Consider the following 18,509-nt stretch of genomic DNA (forward strand, 5'->3'; position numbering starts at 1 on the left):
TTGTTATGATAAGTGGATGCCCGCATCGGACATGACGTGAACACCACCAATCTCGTGACAACAAGCTCCCTGCCTCGCTTCAAGCAGATCGAAGGCGCGCTGCGCCAGCGCATCGTCAACAATGAATGGACTCCGGGCATCAAGCTGCCGTCCGAGGCTGAGCTGATGGCTGAATTCGGCGTCAGCCGCATCACCGTGCGCCAGTCGCTGGCATCGCTGCTTGCCGAAGGGCTGATCGAGACGGTGCACGGCAAGGGCAGCTTTGTCAGCCGTCCGGCGGGGCAGGCGGACCTGGGGCCGTTGACTGGCTTTTTCGATTACATGCGTGCGCGCGGGCACGAAGCGCACGGCAAGCTGCTGTCGACGCGGCTGATTGCGGCGCCGGCCATCGCCACCGATGCGCTGCGCCTGCCACCGGGAACAAAGCTGCTGTGCGTGACCATGCTCAAGTCAGTGGCAGGCACCCCGGTGGCGGTGGGCATGACGATGGCGCCCGAACCCCTGATGCGCGCGATCCTGGAGCACGACCTTGAACGTCACGATGCACTGATGATCGTGGAAGCCCGCCTGGGTTATCGCCTCAAGTACCTGCACACGGAGAGCGCGGCAATCCCTGCCAATGCCGAAACCGCGCGCCGCCTCAAGGTGGCGCCCGGCGAGCCGCTGCTGCGCATCCGGTTCACGCCGCACGACATCGACGACAAGCCGCTGGCTTTCTCCGAGTTCATGTTTCGTGGCGACAAGTTCACCTACAAGGCTTGCGTGCGGCGCTAGCGCTGCCTGGCAGTGGCGCCAGGGGAACTTTTGTGCCGATGCCGTGGCCTGAACGGCATCGGCGCCGGCGTTAGAATGTGGCGTCCAGTTCTGCCACAGCCCAGGAGTTCAAGATGCTTTCGCCGCTTTTTCCGCGTTCCCTGTCCACCGCGCTGGTGATGGCGTTGTCGGTCACGTGCGCGTCGGCGGCGCTGGCTGCGGGGCAGGACGGCGCACCAAAGCCGCGCGGCAAGGACGAGGCCCCGGAGGCCCCGGTTGCCTGCATGAAGGCGGTCAAGGCAGCGCTGCCCAATCCCGCCAGCTTCAAGTGGATCGGCGGCAAGACCCGCAAGGTGGCCGAAGACGCCTACAGCGTGGTGGCCGACGTCGAATACCTGGCGCAGGACGGCGCCGTGCGCAAGGCCAAGGTCCAGTGCGACGTGCTGCGCGCCCCGGGCAACCAGTTCGTGGTGCCCAAGGTCAGGCTGCCGTAATAGGGCTAGCCGGCCGGCATCCGCTCGAATGCCTGCAGTGAAGGATCGATGGCGTCCCACGCCGGCGCGCGGGCGCTGTAGGTGAGGACCTGCGGCACGAAGCGGTCCGGGTCGTCCAGGCTGCCCGCGTGGACCGCGATCAGCTCCGGCATCGCGGCAAAGCGCAGGAAGACCGGCGTGCCGCAGACCGGGCAAAAGGCGTGGACCTTCACGTTGCCGCTGTCGCCCGCGACCTCCCAGTGCGTGGCTTCACCAGCGATGGTCATCTCGGCGCGCGCGGGAAAGGTCAGGTAGGAGCCGTGCCCGGTGCCGCTGCGCCGCTGGCAGTCGCGGCACTGGCAGTGGTTCTGGAAGACGGGCGCGTGCCTGGTTGCGTAGCGGATCGCGCCGCACGCGCATCCGCCGGTGTAGGGCTGGGTCATGAGCAACTCCCGGTTCAGGCTGCCTTCGGCTTGGCGAAGACGTCGATGGCCTGCCCTGTTTCCAGCAGGGACTTCAGGCTGGAAAGAACGATCGGCCAGCCCTGCCTGATGGCCTTGTCCATCCCGCTGTCGGCCTCGAGTTCGTCATGGGTGACGGTCAGCCGCACCATCTCCTCGTACGCCTCGATGTCGAAGCTCACGCGGCTGTAGCTGGCCGGATCGGCGGCCTGCGAGGGGCTCGCCCACGTGATGACCAGGCGCGTCGGCGGCGCGGCCTCGACTACCTTGCCGACCACCTGAACCGTGCGCTGCTCGTTGGCGCGCACGTGCTCCCAGGCCGATCCGGGCTTCCAGTCGGAGACGTTCTCGTGGCCCCAGTAGCGTCGCGCGATCTCCGGTTTCGTGATGGCCTCGAACACTTTATCCGGCGTCGAGCGGATGTAGGTCACATAAACGAAGCTGGTCTTCTCCTGGCTCATTGCTGATCTCCTTCGAGTTCGTTCTTCAGGTCGTGCAGCAGGCTGAGCCGCTGACGTTCGAATTTCCGCACCCAGCGCTCGTAGACCTCGTGCAGCGGCACCGGGTTGATGAAATGCAGCTTCTCCCGGCCACGCCGGACCGTGCTCACCAGGTTGGCCGCCTCGAGGATCCCGAGGTGCTGGGTGGCTGATTGCCGCGCCATGTTCAGGTGCTCGCAGAGTTCGCCCAGCGTCTGCCCGTTCCGCTCGTACAGCAGGTCGAGCAGCTTTCTGCGTGTCGGGTCGCCCAGCGCCTTGAAAACCTTGTCAGCGTCCATCCCATCCGTTGTGTTTGTGCATGAGGGGAGTATATGCAGGTAAATACCTGCATGTCAATCAGCGCGTCAGGCCAACGCAGCACAGCCAATTGCAGGCAAAAGTGGACACTGTCCATTTCATTTGCTAGGCTATGTGTACGGCATCCACAAGCATCTGTGGCTGCAACCCAAGGGGACCGCGAATGAAGACCGAAGCGCAGAAGGAGCACCGCTGGCTGCAACGGCTGGTGGGCAACTGGATCGCCGAAGGCGACGCATCGATGGGACCGGACCAGCCGGTGCAGAAGTGGGAGATCCCCGAGCGCGTGAGCAGCGTCGGCGACGTCTGGGTCCAGTGCGTGACGCAGGGTGACATGCCCGGCTGCGGCCCGTCCACCACGGGCATGACGCTCGGCTACGACCCCGCCCGCAAGCATTTCGTGGGGACCTTCATCGGCTCGATGATGACCCACCTGTGGTTCTATGAAGGCGAGCTCGACGGCGGCGGCCAGCAACTGACGCTGCGTGCCGAGGGGCCGGATTGTTCCGGCAATGGCCGCATCGCCCAGTACCGCGACGTGATCACCTTCACCGACGACGACCACCGCACGCTGACGTCCTACATGCTGGGCGAGAACGGCGAGTGGGCCCAGTTCATGAACGCCAGCTATCGCCGCCAGCGTTAGGCCTGGCGGCGCAGTGCCGCCAGCCGTGCCAGCCGCCCGCGGGGGCCGGGCGGATCGTCTTGCGGGCGCGCGGCGCCGCCCTCGGCACGGCGCCGGCGCCGGCGGCGCAGCACCAGCAGCAGCGACGCCGGCACCAGCAGCACCAGCGCCAGCAAGGCGAAGGTGAACAGGCCCGGATCGCGCGCCGCGGCGGCGACGCGGTTCACCAGGCAGGCAGCCACCACAATGCTGGGCAGCATGCCCAGCGCGGTGCCGAGCAGGCAGTCGCGCAGGCTGATGCGCGATGCACCGATCACCAGGTTGACCAGCGCGAACGGTGCAATCGGCACCAGCCGCAGCACCACCATCGCCACCACCCCGTGCTTGCCCAGCTGGTGGCTGACCCGGTTCAGCCGCCTGCCGCCAAAGCGGCGCACGGCATTGCGCCCCAGCAAGCGGCCGGCCAGGTAGCCCGCGCCGGTGCTCAGAACGGTGCCGCACAGCGCCAGCGCGGCGCCATAGAGCGGGCCGAATATGACCACGGTCACCAGGATCAGCAGCGTCACCGGCAGCATCGTCACCGCGCCGGCCAGGTAGACGCCAATCATCGCCAGCGGTGCCAGCGGCATCTCGTCCAGTTGCTCGACCACACTGAGCAGCGCGCGGAAGTCCGCCCATTCGCGCAGCGGCGTATGGCGCCACGCAAACGCCAGCCCCGCCAGCAGCAGCGCCAGCGCCACCATCATCCCGACGCGCCCGAGCACGCGCGGGCGTGCCTCATGGCTGACGAACTCGGCCAGGACCTGGTCGCTGTCGATCGGCTCGATCGGGTCCAGCAGGCTGGCCGCCGGCGAGGCGGCATCGACATCGTCCGGCAACGGCGGCTCGTAGGCTTCCAGCGAGCGCCCGTCCGCGCGCTGCAGGTTGCGGATGGCCGCAAGCACGCTGCGGGTGGCGGCGACCTCGGCCTGGAAGGCTTCGGGTGCCACATCCAGGTGCTCGCCCAGCAGCCGTGCGCGCATGGCGGCAATGGCCGCCTGCACGCGCGGGTCGCCGCCCGACATCACCACGATATTGCACTCGGTATCCAGCCCCAGCGAGCGGTTGCTGAGGTTGGATGAGCCGATGGTGATGAGGTCGTCGTCGATCACCGTGACCTTGCTATGCACGTTGACGCATTCGGGCATCAGGCCCGGAATCGACGGGCAGTACAGGCAGAAGCGTTCCTGCGTGTCGGCTGCGCGCAGGCGGCGGTACAGGCGCGCGCGCAGCACGCCCATGCTGTGCGCTTCTAGCCAGCCGCTCTCGTTGCGTCTCGACACCAGCACGATATCAGGGCCGTCCTCGTGCCCCAGCCGTGCCTCCAGCGCCTTGGCGATCTCGTGCGAACTGAAGTACTGGTTCTCCATGTAGATGCTGTGCCGGGCGGAGGCGATAGCATCGCGCAGCAGCATGCGGATCTCGCTGACACCGGGCTCGTCCTCGCACATGGGCATGGTGCGGGCGATGGCGACGCGCACGTCGGTCAGCTCCGGCGCCAGGCCTGGCGGCCACGGGTCTGACGAGGTGGCCGCAACCGGGCGCGGCTGGCTGCCGCTGGCGCGCAGCCAGCGCGCCGCGCACAGGGTGCCCAGCGCCGCCGCGGCGGGGCCGTCGAGCGCGCACTGCACGTCATGGAAGGGCGGGTAGGGCTTGCCTTCGGCCACGCGCAGCGGCGCGCCGGGGGCATGGCAGCTGTCGTCCCAGCGGCGTAGCGTCAGGTCCAGCCCGCCGACAAAGGCGAGCTTGTTGTCGATGACGACCACCTTCTGGTGGTGCGAGGCGCCGGGGGGATGGTTGCCGTCAAGCCGGAACGACAGGTGCCGGTGCGCCTGCCAGTGCGCGCTGGCGGACGGCAGCCACTCGCGCTCCATCGCCATCACCATGGCGTAGTCCCAGCTCAGGATGTAGATGCGCAGTTCGGGGCGCTGGTCCGCCAGCGCGCACAGGAAGTCTCGCAGGCCCGCCGGCAGGCCGTCCTGCGCGCCCTGCGGCACCAATTCCATGCGGCTGTCGATATCCCAGCCCAGGATGAAGATGGTGTGCTCGGCTCGCGGCAGCGCTTCGCGCAGCGCGCGGAAGTAGGCGTCGGCGTCGACCAGCATGGCAAAGCGCTGGCAGGACTCGACGCGCCAGCAATTGCGCCCCGGCTCCGGCGTAAAGCCGAGCGGGGCCTGGCAATCATGCGGAGCGCCAGTGGCGGGGGGCGCGGTGGTGCCGGGCGGGTTGTGTTGCCTCATGTCGCACGCTTCGGGGAGGTTTAGCCAGAAGCGTCGCGCAAGTTCCGTACCGGCGCGGCACGTGGGCTGCCCCAGGCGTGCAGGCGGCGCCCCAGGGGGTAAAGGCAAGCCTTGGCCGGTTCAGGCGCGTGTGCGCTTTACCTGCCTTTGTAAGAACGGCATGCCGACGAGGGCGAGTCGGAAGACCCCGCTATGCGGCGAAGACGCTACGACGGATGGCTGCGCCGCAGCGTGGTAGGGCGGGCAATGCCCCAGACATCCAGCAGCGGCTCGAAATGCGGCTTGCTTTCGCGCGGTGCCGGCGCCACGCGCCGCGGCGGCGGCAAGGGCCGGCCGGTCAGCACTAGCGGGGTATCTGCCTCGGCCGGGGATTCAGGCTCTCCGGCGTAGGCGACCACGCCCATCTGGCGGGCGGACTTCAGCGCACGCGTCAGTTCCGCGGCGTTCAGGCGGCTGGCGGCGGCAAGCTGGTGCCGGGGCATGGGCCCCTTGGCACGCAGGCTGGAAATCAACGCCATCACGCATTCCCGGGTGGTTCGATTCATTTCGCTGCGTCAGGAAAAGGGTTGCAGCGGTGGGCTCGCCAATCGAGCCTGCCGCGTACGGTACCCATTCTTTCGCAGGGGTCATATCCTTGCCAACCGGATATGACACTTGTTCACATTTCCGAGCGCAGAGAGGAATCTTCCCTAATCTAATGCCGCGTTTCCGGGTCGCCGGCCGGAAATCTGCGATCCGCGCCGTCGCGCAGGGTCAGCATCGTGCCATGCCGGCGCCACTTGCGCGCGTGCCTGGCATGGATGTCTTCGGCAAGCTCGTGCAGTTCGGCAACCCTGGCGTCGATCGGGTCGGGATAGATGTCCAGCGGGCGGTACCTGAGGAACAGGCGCATGGGGGTCTCGGTTGATTCTGGATAATGGAGTGCCTTGATTCCAGTATCGGTGACGGACCCATAGCTTTCACGAACGGAGGCGTAACACATTGATTTCACTCAATGTGTTTCCTGCAATGGACTGTTGTGCCCGCATTGGCCGCGGGCTCGGGGAGGTAGGGGGTGGGGCCGGCCGCTGGCGCTGGCCGGGGGGCTCAGTAGCCGATGCGGGCGGTGCCGCGTGCGTCCCGGCAATAGATCTTGCGCTCGCGCACCAGGCCGTCGCGGCCGTGGATGCACAACGGCAGGCCATCCTCGCGCGCGCGCATCCAGCCGGCCGCAATCGCGGCTTCCTGGGTCGGGAAATGCAGCGCGGTGTCGTCGCCACCGTTCTCCAGGCCCTCAATGGTGAGAGCCCATGCGCCGTCGCCGGCGTATTCTGTGTTGTCGGTTGCGGCGGGAAGCACGTGGATGCTGCGTGACGTCATGGTGTTCTCCGGAAGGCTTGGACTGGCTGTTGATTTTTAAGCGATGGCGCTGCCGCGGGGTATCCGTCGCTGTCCTACAAGCACAAGCACAAGCACAAGCACAAGCACAAGCACAAGCACAAGCACAAGCACAAGCACAAGCACAAGCGCGTACGCGGTGACGGCCGGTCGCGCCGTCGGCTGACATCCCGGTAGGACGAAAGCCGACTTTGCGCGCTGCGGTGCGTTGCTACGATCCAATTGCCGGTCGGGCAAGCGGCTGCCCGGTCAAGTCATTCCGATCCACTCCATCCTGGCGGCGCATGCCGCATCCACACGAAGCAAGGAGATCGTCATGAGAAAGCTATTCGCATTGTTTGCCCTCGCTGGCGTGCTGCTGGTCACGGGTTGCAACACCATTTCCGGTGCGGGCAAGGACATCGAACGTGGCGGCGAGAAGGTGCAGGGCGCGGCGGAAAATACCAAGCAGAAGATGTAAGTCCCGCTGCCCGCCGCCCGGGCATTGCTACGGCCCGCGCCTGGTGACGCGGGCCGTTGTCTTTGCCACGGCGAATTCAATGTGCGGCCGCCGCCGGAGCCTGCCCCGCGTCGATGTAGTTGCGGCGCCAGCTGGCGGGCGGCAGGCCGAACTCGCGCTTGAACGCGCGGCTGAACGCGGCCTCCGAGTCGTAGCCGACCGCGCCCGCGACCTCGCTGATGGAACGGTTGCCGCTGCGCAGTTCGGCCGCCGCGGAGCGCAGCCGCCAGTGCGCCAGGTACTGCATCGGTGGCTGCCCCAGCAGGTCGGTAAAGCGCTGCGCCAGCGCCGAGCGCGACAGCCCCACGTTGCCAGCCAGTTCATCGACCGTCCACGGATAGGCGGGCCGTGCATGCATGCGCGACAGCGCCCGCCCCACATAGCGGTCGCGCAGCGCGGCGAGCCAGCCGCTTTCATTGTCAGGCAGAGTGTCGATGCAGCGCCGCACTGCCTGCACGAACAGCAGCTCAGACAGCTTGGCCAGCACCGTGGCGGTGCCCGCACGCGGTTCCGCCGCTTCCGAGGTGGCAAAGGCCAGCGCCGATGCCAGCCATGCCGATTCCAGCCCGCTGCCCAGCCCCACCTTGAACAGCCGCGGCAGCGACGTCAGCAAGGGATTGCCCATGGTGTCGTCGAACCCCAGGAAGCCGCACACCATGCGCGTGGTTTCGCCGCCGCCGCCGTAGGACACGCGCATGACCTCGCCCGGGCTGTTGCGCAGCATGTCGTACACCAGCGGAGCGGATGGCAGTGGCTGCAGGCGCAGGTCGCTGCCCAGTACGTGCGGCTCGCCCTGCGGCACCACCAGCAGTTCGCCGGTATCGACGCGCACGCCCGGGCCGGTGCCGTCGACCAGGCGCGCCCAGCAGACGCCTTCGGTAATCAGGTGGTAGGAGACGACGCGGTCGGCGCGGGGCAGGAAGGCGGCGCGCAATTCAGCATCCGCTTCACTGATCAGGCACCACGGCGACTTGAACTCGCCGTTCAGGAACACGGCGCCGCTTAGCTGCACGGCGCGCAAGAGGTCGGACAAGGCATCCATGGTCACATTCCTCCAGATCCGGTGTTTCGCGCAAGAAAGCCGGACGCCCGATCATACGGGCAAGGGGACCGGGCTCCGATACTAGCACCGTGCCTGGCGCCATACAACGCCGCAGCGCACGTATCAGACCAGCCGGAGACAACACCATGGAAACCCTTTCCGCAGCGGATGCCAGCGCAGGCGCACAGGCCGACTGGCTCGGCCTGGCCGCGACCCTAGGCCGCACCTTCGACGCGCGCGCGCCAGAGATCGATGCCAGCGGGCAGTTCGTCAGCGCCAACTACGACGACCTGCGCGCGCACCGCTTCTTTGCTGCGGCCGTGCCGCAGGAACTGGGCGGCGCCGGGCTCTCGCACCAGGAGCTGGGCGCGGTGCTGCGCGAGCTGGGCAAGTCCTGCGGATCGACCGCGCTGGCTTTTGCCATGCACACCCACCCGGTGGCCACGGCCGCATGGCGCTGGCGCAATCAGCAAGCGCCGGTGGAGGGGCTGCTCAAGCGCGTGGCGGGCGAGCAGCTGGTGTTGCTGGGCAGCGGCGGATCGGACTGGCTGCAAGGCAGCGGCAAGGCTACGCGCGTGGATGGCGGCTTTCGCGTGGATGCGCGCAAGATCTTCGCCAGCGGCGCGCCGGCGGCGGACCTGTTCATGACCTGCGCCGTCCATGACGATCCGGAGACCGGGCCCACGGTGCTGCATTTCGCGCTGCCGATGAAGTCGCCGGGCGTACGCGTGCTGTCGAACTGGCACACGCTCGGCATGCGCGGCACCGGCTCGCATGATGTGCTGCTGGAAGGCGTGCTGGTGCCGGATACCGCCATTGCCGCGCGCCGCCCGCAAGGCGTGTGGCATCCGATGATGCATACGGTGGCGATGATCGCGCTGCCGCTGATCTATGCGGTCTACGTCGGCGTGGCCGAGGCCGCGCGCGATATCGCGCTGCAGCTGGCGCGCCAGCGGCGCCTGAGCGCGCATGCAGTGGAAGCCGCCGGGCGCCTGTGCAATGAGGCCGATGCCGCGCAGCTGGCGCTGGATGCGATGTTCGCGGCGGCATCGGGGCAGGCGCCGGGCTTGGTCACCACCAACCGCATCATGTGCGCCCGCACGCTGGCCGCGCGCGCGGTGCTGGCGACGGTCGAGGCGGCGATGGACCTGGCCGGCGGCGCGGGCTTCTATCGCGACGCCGGACTGGAGCGGCGCTTTCGCGATGCGCAGGGCGCGCGCTTCCATCCGCTGCAGGCCGGTGCGCAGCAGGAGTACGCAGGGCGCATGGCACTGGGGCTGGATATCGACGCGCCGCCCGGCGAGGTGCGGCCTGCCGCGCAATGATGCCCGCCCTGGCGCCGCTACCGTATGCCACGCAAGCATGCAACGACAGCGGCCAGGACGACGCGGCCCGCGCCATCAGCCACGATGGCGCGGCGCGGCGAGCCTTGCGCGATGCGCTGGGGCAGTTTGCCACCGGCGTTACCATCGTTACGGCCGCGGACGCCGACGGCCAGCCGGTCGGCGTCACGATCAATGCCTTTACCTCGGTGTCGCTCGCACCGCCGTTGCTGCTGTGGTGCCTGGCGCGCAGTTCCGGCAGCCTGGCGGTGCTGCGCGCGGCGCCGTGCCACGCGATCAATGTGCTGGGCAGTGGCCAGCTGGCCTTGTGCCAGCGCTTTGCCGCGCGCAGTGGTGACCGCTTTGCAGGCGTCGATTGCCGCCCCGGGCCGTGCGGCACGGTGCTGATCGACGGCACGCTGGCGCATTTCATCTGCCGGCACCGCTCGGTGCGCGTGGTCGGCGACCACGTGATCTTTGTCGTGGAGGTGGTGGCCTATGGCTCGACGCCAGGTGCGCCGCTGGTGTTCCATGCGGGCGGGTTTGCCGGCAGCTAGGCGCGCTTGCCTGCAATCACCAGCGCAATGCCGCCCAGCACCGCGGCCGCGCTCAATGCCAGCCGCAGGCTCAAGGCTTCACCGAGCAGCGCGATGCCGCCCGCCGCCGTAATGACCGGCACGCTCAGTTGCACGGTGGCGGCGGTGGCGGCCTTCAGCCGCGGCACCACGGCATACCAGATGACATAGCCCAGCCCGGATGTGATGGCACCGGACAACAGCGCATAGCCCAGTCCCGCGCTGTCCAGTGAACGCTGCGCCTGCATCACCGCACCCAGCGCCAGCGCCATCGGCACCGCGCGCAGGAAATTGCCCGCGGTGGTAGAGGCCGGATCCGCGGCGCGCCTGCCGCGCAGCGAATAAACGCCCCACGCGATGCCGGCCGCGATCATCAGCAGCGAGGACAGCAGCGGCGGCGCGGCCAGCCCTGGCAGCAACAGCCACACCAGCCCGGCCAGCGCCAGTGCCAGGCCGAACCATTGCTGCGCGCGCATGGGCTCGCCGGCATAGAGGCCATAGCCGGTCATGGTGGCCTGCACCGCCCCGAACAGCAGCAGTGCGCCGGTCCCCGCGGTGAGACGCACATAGGCGAAGGAAAAGGCCGCGGCATAGCAGAACAGCGCAAGCGCGGAGATCCAGTTGCCTTCCACCGGCGGCAGCCGCTGCGCCACGACCGTGCGCACCAACTGGTGCCGCGCCGCGACGATGACCCACAGCACCAGCGCCGCCGCGGCGACGCGGGCCAGCGTAAAGCTGGCCGCGTCGATGGTGGTGCCTTTCAGCGCGAGCCGGCACAGCAGTGAATTGCCGGCAAAGGCGAGCATCGCCAGTGCGGTCAGCACCACGGTGTTCGCGCGCGACATGCGGCGGGGCGGCGGCGTGGTTCAGGCTGCGGGCGGCTCGTCGCCGATGGCGAACGAGGATAGGTGCTCGATCGCCCTGACCAGCCCGGAATGATCCCAGCCAGCGCCGCCCAGCCCGCTGCAGACATTGAACAGCTGCTGGCACGACGCCGTGCTGGGCAGGCCCACGCCGAGCTGGCGCGCGGTGGACAGCGCCAGGTCCAGGTCCTTCTGGTGCAGCGCGATGCGAAAGCCCGGGTCGAAGGTGCGCTTGATCATGCGTTCGCCATGCACTTCCAGGATGCGCGAGCTGGCAAAGCCGCCCATCAGCGCCTCGCGCACGCGCGCGGGATCGGCGCCGGCGCGGGCGGCCAGCACCAGCGCTTCGCTGACCGCCTCGATGGTCAGCGCCACGATTACCTGGTTGGCCACCTTGGCCACCTGGCCGTCGCCGGCCTCGCCCACGCGCGTGATGTTCTTGCCCATCAGTTGCAGGATCGGCAGCACGCGGTCGAATACTTCCTGCTTGCCGCCGGCCATGATCGACAGCGTGCCCGCCTTGGCCCCGACCTCGCCGCCGGAGACCGGCGCATCAACATAGTCGGCACCGAGCGCCTCGATGCAGCGCGCGAACTCGCGCGTGGCGATCGGCGAGATCGAGCTCATGTCGATCACGGTGACGCCGCCTGCCGTGTCGGCAAGGCCGTCAGCGACCCCCTTCTCGCCAAACAGCACCCGCTCCACGTCGGGCGTGTCAGGCAGCATCAGGATGATGGTCTCCGACTGCTTTGCCACCTCCTCGGCGCTGGCGCAGGCTTTCACGCCGGCATCCTGCAGGTCCTGCGGCACGCCGCTGCGGGTATGGGCGGACACGGTATGCCCGCCCTCGACAAGGTGCTGCACCATGGGCTTGCCCATCACGCCAAGTCCGATAAAGCCGATCTTGCTCATGTCAGTGTCCGGTAGTGGTCAGGCGCCAGGCCGGCCGTGCGTCGCGCACGACGCCGGGTTCATCTCTGATGATAGTCAGTCGCAAGCCAGCGCAGACAGCGGCCCCGGCGCAGGCTGCGCGCTGGCGCGCGCGGCCGCCACCCGCGCGGCGGCATCGTCCAGCTGGGCCAGCGTGCCGGCGTCAACCGGGACATGGGTGGCGCGGGCGGCGCGCCAGGCCCGTTCGGGCTCGCCCGGCAGGCGGATGCCATCCTGCCCGGGCTGCAGTCGCGATGCCTTCATCCACTCGGCGAACGCCGCTACCTCATGCCCGAACGACGTGCTGGTGCCCAGGCGCGCGGGATCGAACACGATCGCCAGCATGTTGTTCCAGACCGCATGCTCATGCCGCAGCGTTTCGGGGCGGATGGTGTGGCCGCCGGTGACCGCGGCGCCCAGCAGCTCGCACATCACGGCCAGCACATGGCCCTTGTGCTCGCCAAAGGGCCGCAGCGCGCCTTGCGGCGCGCCGTCGGCGGGGTACATCACGGCAGGATCGGCGGTGGGCTCGCCGTGCGCGTCCAGCAGGCAGCCGGGCGCCACCGGCACGCCCTTGTTGTGGGCCACGCGCACCTTGCCCAGCGCGATCGCGCTGGTGGCGAAGTCCAGCACCAGCGGCGGCTCGCCCGCCACAGGCACGCCGATGGTGAACGGGTTGGTGCCGTAGCGCGCATCGTAGCCGCCGTGCGGCGCCACGATGGGCTTGGACAGCACGTTGACGAAGTGGATCGAGATCATGCCGGCGGCAGTGGCCTGCTCGGCCCAGTGGCCCACGCGCCCCAGGTGGTGCGACTGGCGCAGGCCCATCACGCAGACGCCATGCTCGCGCGCGCGGCCGATAGCCATGTCCATGGCCTGCGCCGTCACTGCCTGGCCCATGCCGCGGTTGCCGTCCAGGCTCAGCATGCTGCCGGCATCGTGCAGCACGCTGACCTGCTGGTTCAGCTGCAGCTCGTCGGCCTGCCAGGCCAGCACATAGCGCGGGATCATGCCGACGCCGTGCGAGTCATGCCCGCTCAGGTTGGCGCCGACCAGGTGGTCGGCCGTCAGGCGCGCCTCTTGTGCGCTGCTGCCCGCGGCAAGCCAGAGATCGGCCACCCACTGGTGCAGGGCGGCGGTAGGGATGCGATGTTCGCTCATATCGGCCTTGGCTAGGGATGAAAAAAGCCCCGTGCCGTGTGACGGCAACGGGGCTTCATGATACGGCCAGCGAGAGCTCGGCGGCGCCGGCGTGGCCGGTGATCGGCTACTGCTTACTGGCGCAGCGCAGCTTCGGCAGGTGACTGGCCAAGGATTTCGCGGATACGGGCCAGGTAGGTATCGCCCACCGCGCGGTGCATGCGCGCTGCCTCGGCCGCGAACTGGCGCCGGCTGGGTGGGCGGATGCCCAGGCTGCGGCAGATCGTTGACAGGTAAGGCTTGCGCTGGCCGCCCAGGCGCAGTGCCGCGGTCTGCAGCGCGGCATCGCCGATGCGCCCGCGCAGCCAGGCCAGCACCTGGCGGTCATAATCGTTTTGCACACGGATCAGGTGTTCCATGGACGGGACTCCTACTGTTCATCCATACAGGTACTGTAAATATATACAGTATCCGGCGGGATGCAAGGAATTTGTCCACGAACACTTTGGCCGCGTGGTCAAGTCGCCTACAAGCCACCCAGGGCGTTCACGGTGAACGCCAAAATCCCCATGTTGAACAGAAACGCGGCCACGCAGTGGCCCAGGACCACCCTGCGCATGTGGGCGCCGGCGATAGTCACGTCAGACGTCTGGAAAGTCATGCCCAGCGTGAAGCTGAAATAGAGGAAGTCCCAATAGCTGGGGTCCTTAACGCCCGGCACCTGCAGCCCGCCCTGGTCGCCGGTGGCGGTCTGGAGATAGTAGAGATGCGCATAGTGCAGCGTGAAAACGGTGTTGGCAAAAAGCCAGGACAGGATGAGCGTGGCGACGATCAGCGCGATGTCGGCCCAGTGCGGTGTCTCGGGGCGCGCGATCAGCGTGCCGATCGCGACCAGGATCACCATCGAGAGCAGCACGGTGATCGCGAGCAGCGCGGTGCGGTTGGCATCGTTGTACTCCGCTGTACGCCGCATGGCCGCAGCATCGGCGCGCAACAGCGGCAGCGCGGCGCCAAGGAAGACAAGGGCCGCGAGATCGAAGCCGATCAGCAGCGCAATACGTGGCTCTGCGCCGAGCGCACCCGCGGCGAAGGTCGCAACAATCAATATGGCGCCGCACAGCAGAAAGCGTGCGGGTGCAATGCGCTTGCCGATAGCGAAGCGGGAGGGTCTGTTCATGGGGCAGTTATCCGGATGACCCTTCGTCAGGAAAGGAGGCTGGTCACCCGTGAATAATATCCGTGCCGTGGCGCAGTTTGTAACGCTGCATGCGCCTTTCATTTGACGGTATCGAGGTCGATAATGGCCCTGTGCCATGACCGGCAAGGAGAGACGCCATGACCAAAAGCTCTTCCTCCAAGGATGAATGCGATCTCGCCCAGGGCGTGCCGCTGGCTGACCTTGCTGATGGCGGCATGGTGACAGGCCAGATTGGCGGCGAACCGGTCTTGCTTGTGCGACGGGCTGATGAACTGTTTGCCATCGGTGCGACCTGTACCCACTATGGGGCGCCTCTGGCGGACGGCCTGCTGGTCGGCGACACGATCCGATGTCCATGGCATCACGCCTGCTTCAGTCTTCGTACCGGCGCGGTCCTGGGGCCGCCCGCCCAGGACGATTTGAAATGCTGGCGCGTGGAACAGCAAGACGGAAAGGCCTTCGTCCGCGAAGCGCTGCCGGCGGTGCAGCCACCGCGACTTGCCGCCGCCCAACTCCCTGAATCCGTGGTAATCATCGGCGGCGGCGCAGCCGGGACTGCCGCGGTCGAAACCCTGCGCCGGGAAGGCTATAGCGGCCCCGTCACGCTGTTGAGCGCCGATCGTTCATTGCCGTACGACCGGCCGAATCTATCGAAAGACTACCTCGCCGGGACGGCAAACGCGGACTGGCTGCCAATGCGGCCACCGACGTTCTACGCGGATCACGACATCGATGTGCGCGCCGACAACCGTGTCGTCAAGCTCAGCCCCGCGCAAAAATCCGTCACGCTCTCGGATGGCAGCAACGTGAGCTACGGCGCGCTTCTGCTTGCCGTCGGTGCCGTGCCGATACGGCTCGACGTTCCTGGCGCATCCTTGCCGCACGTGGGCGTGCTCCGTACGCTGGCCGACTGCGACGCATTGATCGCGCGTCTCGGCACGGCATGCCGATGCGTCGTGGTGGGCGCAAGCTTTATCGGGATGGAAGTCGCGGCAGCGCTGCGAACGCGAGGCCTGGAAGTGCATGTTGTCGCGCCCGAAGCGCATCCGATGGAGCGGGTCCTGGGTGCGGCGCTCGGCGGCATGATCAAGGCGCTTCATGAATCGCACGGGGTAACGTTCCATCTCGGGGCCACGGTGGCGGAGATTCAGCCGGATCGGGTGAAATTGTCGACCGGCACGGAGCTGGCCGCCGATCTGGTCGTGACCGGGATTGGCGTTCGCCCCGACGTGGCCTTGGCGCAGGACGCCGGCCTCGCGCTGGACAAGGGCGTGGCGGTCGATGAATTTCTCCAGACGAGCGAACCTGGCATCTATGCCGCGGGCGATATTGCGCGCTGGCCTGACCCGGGAACGGGCCAGCGTATCCGCGTCGAACACTGGGTGGTCGCCGAGCGCCAGGGCGTGGTGGCAGCGCGGAATATCCTGGGACAGCGCAAACGCTTTGCGGCCGTGCCATTCTTCTGGACCCAGCACTATGATGTGGCCATCAACTACGTAGGCCATGCGGAGCAATGGGATCGCCTGGATGTCGACGGCGATCCCGCCGCGCATGACTGTACGGTGACCTATTGGAGCAAGGACAAGCGGCTTGCGGTCGCCACGGTCGGGCGCGACCTGGCGAGCCTTCGGGCGGAGGCCGCATTCGAGCAGGAGGCGACAGGATCCGGGGCGTGATCGGCAACCTAGGCAATACGCAGGCGTTCGGGATGTGAGTAGACGACCAGGCTGCCACTGCGCACAAAACCGGCCAGCGTCACCACCGTGGATTCCGCCATCCGCACGGCCAGTGCCGTTGGGCCGGACACCGCAGCAAGAATCCCGGCGCCGATCGATGCCGTCTTGAACACCATCTCGTAGCTGGCCCGGCTGGTGACAATCACCGCGCCGCTCTTGGTATCCTCAGTGCCGCTTGCCAGTGCGCCCGCCAGCTTGTCGAGCGCATTGTGGCGCCCCACGTCCTCGCGCACCAGGACCAGCGTGCCATCCGCGCGCAGCCATCCCGCTGCGTGGGTCGCTCCGGTATCGCGCAGCAGCGTCTGGCGGTTGTGCAAGGCGGCGAACGCCGCGTCGAAGACAGACGGGTCGAAGATGGCCGTGCTCTGCACCGGCTACGGCAGGCGCATGACGTCTTCAAGCGACTCGGTGCCGCACAGGCCGCAGCCGGTACGCCCCGCCAGCGCGCGACGCCGGGTCTTCAGCCTGGCGAAGGCGGCGGAGGCGATCTCTATCTTGACTGTCACGCCGTTCCCGCCGGCTTCCACGTCGATACCGTAGAACTCGCAGGCGTTGTCGACAATGCCTTCGCTAAGGCTGAAGCCGATCGCGAAGTCATCGAAATCGGCGGGCGTGGCCAGCATGACCGCATGCGAGATGCCGTTGTATTCGAGCGCGACTGGCGTTTCTTCGGCAAGGCGGTCGTCCTCGGACCTCATGGTGCCATGACGTACCTCTTCCATGCCGGCGCTACTGCCTTCCACTGGCGAATCCCGCCTCATCGCCTCTCCGCAATGTGTTTTCCGTGCAGTCGTGGTCATGGATGGCGCTATCAACTTCGAGGCCAAGTCCATTGTCGCGATCGCTGCAGCGCAGCCTACGACTAACCAGAATAGCCGGGTTCAGCAGCCTGCGCCGTCATGAATCGAATAGACCATTTGCTGCGAGCATTTGTGAGCTGTCAAACATGCATTGGGGAGGGCAGCGCTATTTGTAACCGCTACTTGCCGAGCGGTAGGCCGAGTCAATTTTTATGAAAAGCTCGCCTTGCGGCACGGGCGGCTTTCGCCCCCAGGGGACCGGTTCACGTTCATGGAGCAGACATGGCTACTCGACGGGAAGTGCCTGGCATCAGGCCGTATGACGGACCCGCTGGTGGTTGGGGTGCGCTTCGCGCAACGACTCAAGCCATACGGCTGCAAATGGATAGCGTCAAGGCGCGGATCACGCTGCTCCGGACCAATCAGCCCGATGGCTTCGATTGTCCGGGCTGCGCGTGGCCGGACAAGGGATTTTGAGCTGGAGGATATGGGGCGGCTTACCCATCCGCGGGTCTACGATCGTGCCACTGACACATTCCGGGCGGTCGATTGGGGCGCGGCATTCGCCCGAATCGGTGAAATCCTGCGTGGGCTGTCGCCCGACCAGGTCGAGTTCTATACGTCGGGCAGGGCATCGAACGAGGCAGCTTTTCTGTTCCAGCTGTTCGCACGGGAATATGGCACGAACAATTTCCCCGATTGCTCGAACATGTGTCACGAGCCCACCAGCGTCGCCTTGCCACAATCGATCGGAATCGGCAAAGGCGCGGTGTCGCTGGAAGACTTCGACAGTTGCGAGCTCATCATCTCCATCGGCCACAATCCCGGGACGAATCACCCCAGAATGATGGGAACGCTTCATGAAGCCGCACGGCGCAACGTCCCCGTCGTCGTGTTCAATCCGCTGCGCGAGCGCGCGCTCGAACGGTTCGCGGATCCCCAACTTCGCGGTAGCGCTGCCCGATTCCGGACAGTCCTTTCCCGCGATGGGGAAGCTCGAGACCGTGCCCGGCTTCGAGAACTTCAACGCACGCATCCGGACGCCGGGTGGCTTCCGCCTGCCGCTTCCGCCGACCGAGCGCAAGTGGCCGACGCCGACTGGGAAAGCGATGTTCTCCGTGTATGGCGGGGTGAAAGAGGACGCCGACGTCCTCGGCGGAGAAAATGTCCTGCGCCTGATGACGATCCGCAGCCACGACCAGCACAACACCACGATCTATGCGCTGGATGATCGCTATCGAGGCGTATTCGGGCGGCGCGATGTGCTGTTCATGCATGAAGACGACATGGCGGCACGCGGACTGGAGCATGGTGACCGGGTCGACATCGAGACCATCGTAACCGGCAGGCAACTGCGCTTGAAGAAGATCACTGCGATCGCTTATGCAAACATCGCACGGGGTTCCGTGGCGGCGTATTACCCGGAGGCGAATGTGCTGGTGCCACTGGACTACATTGACAAGGAAAGCGGAACGCCATCGTACAAGTTCATTCCCGCACGGGTGTTGCGTGTGGAGGTGACGTAACCCGGGGCGAGCTTCTGGCGACCTGGCGAAGCGCGGCACGAGATTTGGCGTGGGAGGAGGGCGTTGTCCGGCGACACGATACATGCATGACCTGACCCAGCAAGTCACTGAAC

General features: G+C 67.0%; 20 protein-coding genes and 2 pseudogenes. 8 read left to right on the forward strand and 14 right to left on the reverse strand.

Features of this window, described 5'->3' with window-relative positions:
* The first annotated feature begins 36 nt into the window (after positions 1-36).
* Together KB879_RS09465 and KB879_RS09470 are read left to right on the forward strand one after the other, a co-directional pair.
* A complete protein-coding gene (locus KB879_RS09465; protein WP_041228832.1) occupies positions 37-774 on the forward strand; it encodes a GntR family transcriptional regulator in 738 nt (245 codons plus the stop codon).
* A 113-nt stretch (positions 775-887) separates the two neighbouring features.
* Positions 888-1,247 carry a DUF2880 domain-containing protein gene (locus KB879_RS09470; protein ID WP_013952576.1) on the forward strand — a complete coding sequence of 120 codons (360 nt, stop codon included), beginning with the start codon at positions 888-890 and terminating at the stop codon, positions 1,245-1,247.
* A gap of 5 nt (positions 1,248-1,252) precedes the next feature.
* Here the strand turns inward: KB879_RS09470 and KB879_RS09475 are convergent, their stop codons facing one another.
* The 3 genes from KB879_RS09475 to KB879_RS09485 are packed head-to-tail and all read right to left on the reverse strand — an operon-like array spanning position 1,253 to position 2,465.
* Positions 1,253-1,669, reverse strand: a complete 417-nt coding sequence (locus KB879_RS09475) for a GFA family protein (RefSeq protein WP_211981094.1) — start codon at positions 1,667-1,669, stop codon at positions 1,253-1,255.
* A gap of 14 nt (positions 1,670-1,683) precedes the next feature.
* A complete protein-coding gene (locus KB879_RS09480; protein ID WP_211981096.1) occupies positions 1,684-2,148 on the reverse strand; it encodes an SRPBCC family protein in 465 nt (154 codons plus the stop codon).
* Positions 2,145-2,465, reverse strand: a complete 321-nt coding sequence (locus KB879_RS09485; RefSeq protein ID WP_013952579.1) for a helix-turn-helix transcriptional regulator — start codon at positions 2,463-2,465, stop codon at positions 2,145-2,147. The genes KB879_RS09480 and KB879_RS09485 overlap by 4 nt, the downstream gene beginning before the upstream one ends.
* A gap of 182 nt (positions 2,466-2,647) precedes the next feature.
* On the opposite strand from KB879_RS09485, the gene KB879_RS09490 reads away from it, so the two are divergent.
* Positions 2,648-3,130 (forward strand): DUF1579 domain-containing protein, encoded by a 483-nt coding sequence (locus tag KB879_RS09490; RefSeq protein WP_211981098.1) that lies wholly within the window; start codon positions 2,648-2,650, stop codon positions 3,128-3,130.
* Here the strand turns inward: KB879_RS09490 and KB879_RS09495 are convergent.
* The 4 genes from KB879_RS09495 to KB879_RS09510 form a co-directional block, all read right to left on the reverse strand.
* The gene (locus KB879_RS09495) at positions 3,127-5,388 is read right to left on the reverse strand and encodes a VTT domain-containing protein (protein ID WP_211981099.1); all 2,262 of its coding nucleotides are present in this window, start codon (positions 5,386-5,388) and stop codon (positions 3,127-3,129) included. The genes KB879_RS09490 and KB879_RS09495 overlap by 4 nt on opposite strands.
* A 206-nt stretch (positions 5,389-5,594) precedes the next feature.
* Entirely contained in the window at positions 5,595-5,933 is a 339-nt protein-coding gene (locus tag KB879_RS09500; protein ID WP_228772612.1) for a hypothetical protein, read from the reverse strand.
* A 149-nt stretch (positions 5,934-6,082) separates the two neighbouring features.
* Complete coding sequence (locus tag KB879_RS09505) at positions 6,083-6,280, reverse strand: hypothetical protein (protein WP_041228586.1); 198 nt, start codon at positions 6,278-6,280, stop codon at positions 6,083-6,085.
* A 194-nt stretch (positions 6,281-6,474) separates the two neighbouring features.
* A complete protein-coding gene (locus KB879_RS09510) occupies positions 6,475-6,747 on the reverse strand; it encodes a DUF2188 domain-containing protein (RefSeq protein ID WP_013952584.1) in 273 nt (90 codons plus the stop codon).
* A 334-nt stretch (positions 6,748-7,081) separates the two neighbouring features.
* On the opposite strand from KB879_RS09510, the gene KB879_RS09515 reads away from it, so the two are divergent.
* The gene (locus tag KB879_RS09515) at positions 7,082-7,225 is read left to right on the forward strand and encodes an entericidin A/B family lipoprotein (protein ID WP_013952585.1); all 144 of its coding nucleotides are present in this window, start codon (positions 7,082-7,084) and stop codon (positions 7,223-7,225) included.
* A 76-nt stretch (positions 7,226-7,301) separates the two neighbouring features.
* On the opposite strand, the gene KB879_RS09520 is transcribed toward KB879_RS09515, so the two are convergent.
* On the reverse strand, positions 7,302-8,306 hold the full coding sequence (locus KB879_RS09520) for an AraC family transcriptional regulator (RefSeq protein ID WP_013952586.1): 1,005 nt from the start codon (positions 8,304-8,306) through the stop codon (positions 7,302-7,304).
* 146 nt (positions 8,307-8,452) lie between these two features.
* Between KB879_RS09520 and KB879_RS09525 the strand changes: the two genes are divergently transcribed.
* A complete protein-coding gene (locus tag KB879_RS09525; RefSeq protein WP_211981100.1) occupies positions 8,453-9,631 on the forward strand; it encodes an acyl-CoA dehydrogenase family protein in 1,179 nt (392 codons plus the stop codon).
* Positions 9,628-10,185 carry a flavin reductase family protein gene (locus KB879_RS09530; protein WP_013952588.1) on the forward strand — a complete coding sequence of 186 codons (558 nt, stop codon included), beginning with the start codon at positions 9,628-9,630 and terminating at the stop codon, positions 10,183-10,185. The genes KB879_RS09525 and KB879_RS09530 overlap by 4 nt, the downstream gene beginning before the upstream one ends.
* Here KB879_RS09530 and KB879_RS09535 read toward each other — a convergent pair.
* The 5 genes from KB879_RS09535 to KB879_RS09555 all read right to left on the reverse strand — a co-directional run bounded on the left by KB879_RS09535 (position 10,182) and on the right by KB879_RS09555 (position 14,415).
* Positions 10,182-11,048: a DMT family transporter gene (locus KB879_RS09535; RefSeq protein ID WP_013952589.1), complete on the reverse strand. Its 867-nt coding sequence runs from the start codon at positions 11,046-11,048 to the stop codon at positions 10,182-10,184. The genes KB879_RS09530 and KB879_RS09535 overlap by 4 nt on opposite strands.
* A 21-nt stretch (positions 11,049-11,069) precedes the next feature.
* Positions 11,070-11,978: a 2-hydroxy-3-oxopropionate reductase gene (locus tag KB879_RS09540; protein WP_211981101.1), complete on the reverse strand. Its 909-nt coding sequence runs from the start codon at positions 11,976-11,978 to the stop codon at positions 11,070-11,072.
* 75 nt (positions 11,979-12,053) lie between these two features.
* Positions 12,054-13,157, reverse strand: coding sequence for a malate/lactate/ureidoglycolate dehydrogenase (locus KB879_RS09545; protein ID WP_211981102.1), 1,104 nt, complete (start codon positions 13,155-13,157; stop codon positions 12,054-12,056).
* Positions 13,158-13,270: 113 nt separating this feature from the next.
* Complete coding sequence (locus tag KB879_RS09550) at positions 13,271-13,555, reverse strand: hypothetical protein (protein ID WP_011616901.1); 285 nt, start codon at positions 13,553-13,555, stop codon at positions 13,271-13,273.
* A 107-nt stretch (positions 13,556-13,662) separates the two neighbouring features.
* On the reverse strand, positions 13,663-14,415 hold the full coding sequence (locus tag KB879_RS09555) for a DUF1345 domain-containing protein (protein ID WP_249221266.1): 753 nt from the start codon (positions 14,413-14,415) through the stop codon (positions 13,663-13,665).
* A gap of 56 nt (positions 14,416-14,471) precedes the next feature.
* Here KB879_RS09555 and KB879_RS09560 point away from each other — a divergent pair, with 56 nt between their 5' ends.
* On the forward strand, positions 14,472-16,010 hold the full coding sequence (locus KB879_RS09560; protein ID WP_211981104.1) for an FAD-dependent oxidoreductase: 1,539 nt from the start codon (positions 14,472-14,474) through the stop codon (positions 16,008-16,010).
* An 8-nt stretch (positions 16,011-16,018) separates the two neighbouring features.
* Here the strand turns inward: KB879_RS09560 and fdhD are convergent.
* Positions 16,019-16,792, reverse strand: a pseudogene (gene fdhD / locus KB879_RS09565) (formate dehydrogenase accessory sulfurtransferase FdhD).
* A 360-nt stretch (positions 16,793-17,152) separates the two neighbouring features.
* On the opposite strand from fdhD, the pseudogene KB879_RS09570 reads away from it, so the two are divergent.
* Positions 17,153-18,396, forward strand: a pseudogene (locus KB879_RS09570) (molybdopterin dinucleotide binding domain-containing protein).
* The last annotated feature ends 113 nt before the right edge of the window (positions 18,397-18,509 follow it).

The sequence above is a fragment of the Cupriavidus sp. KK10 genome, assembly GCF_018223725.1.
Taxonomy (GTDB): domain Bacteria; phylum Pseudomonadota; class Gammaproteobacteria; order Burkholderiales; family Burkholderiaceae; genus Cupriavidus; species Cupriavidus necator.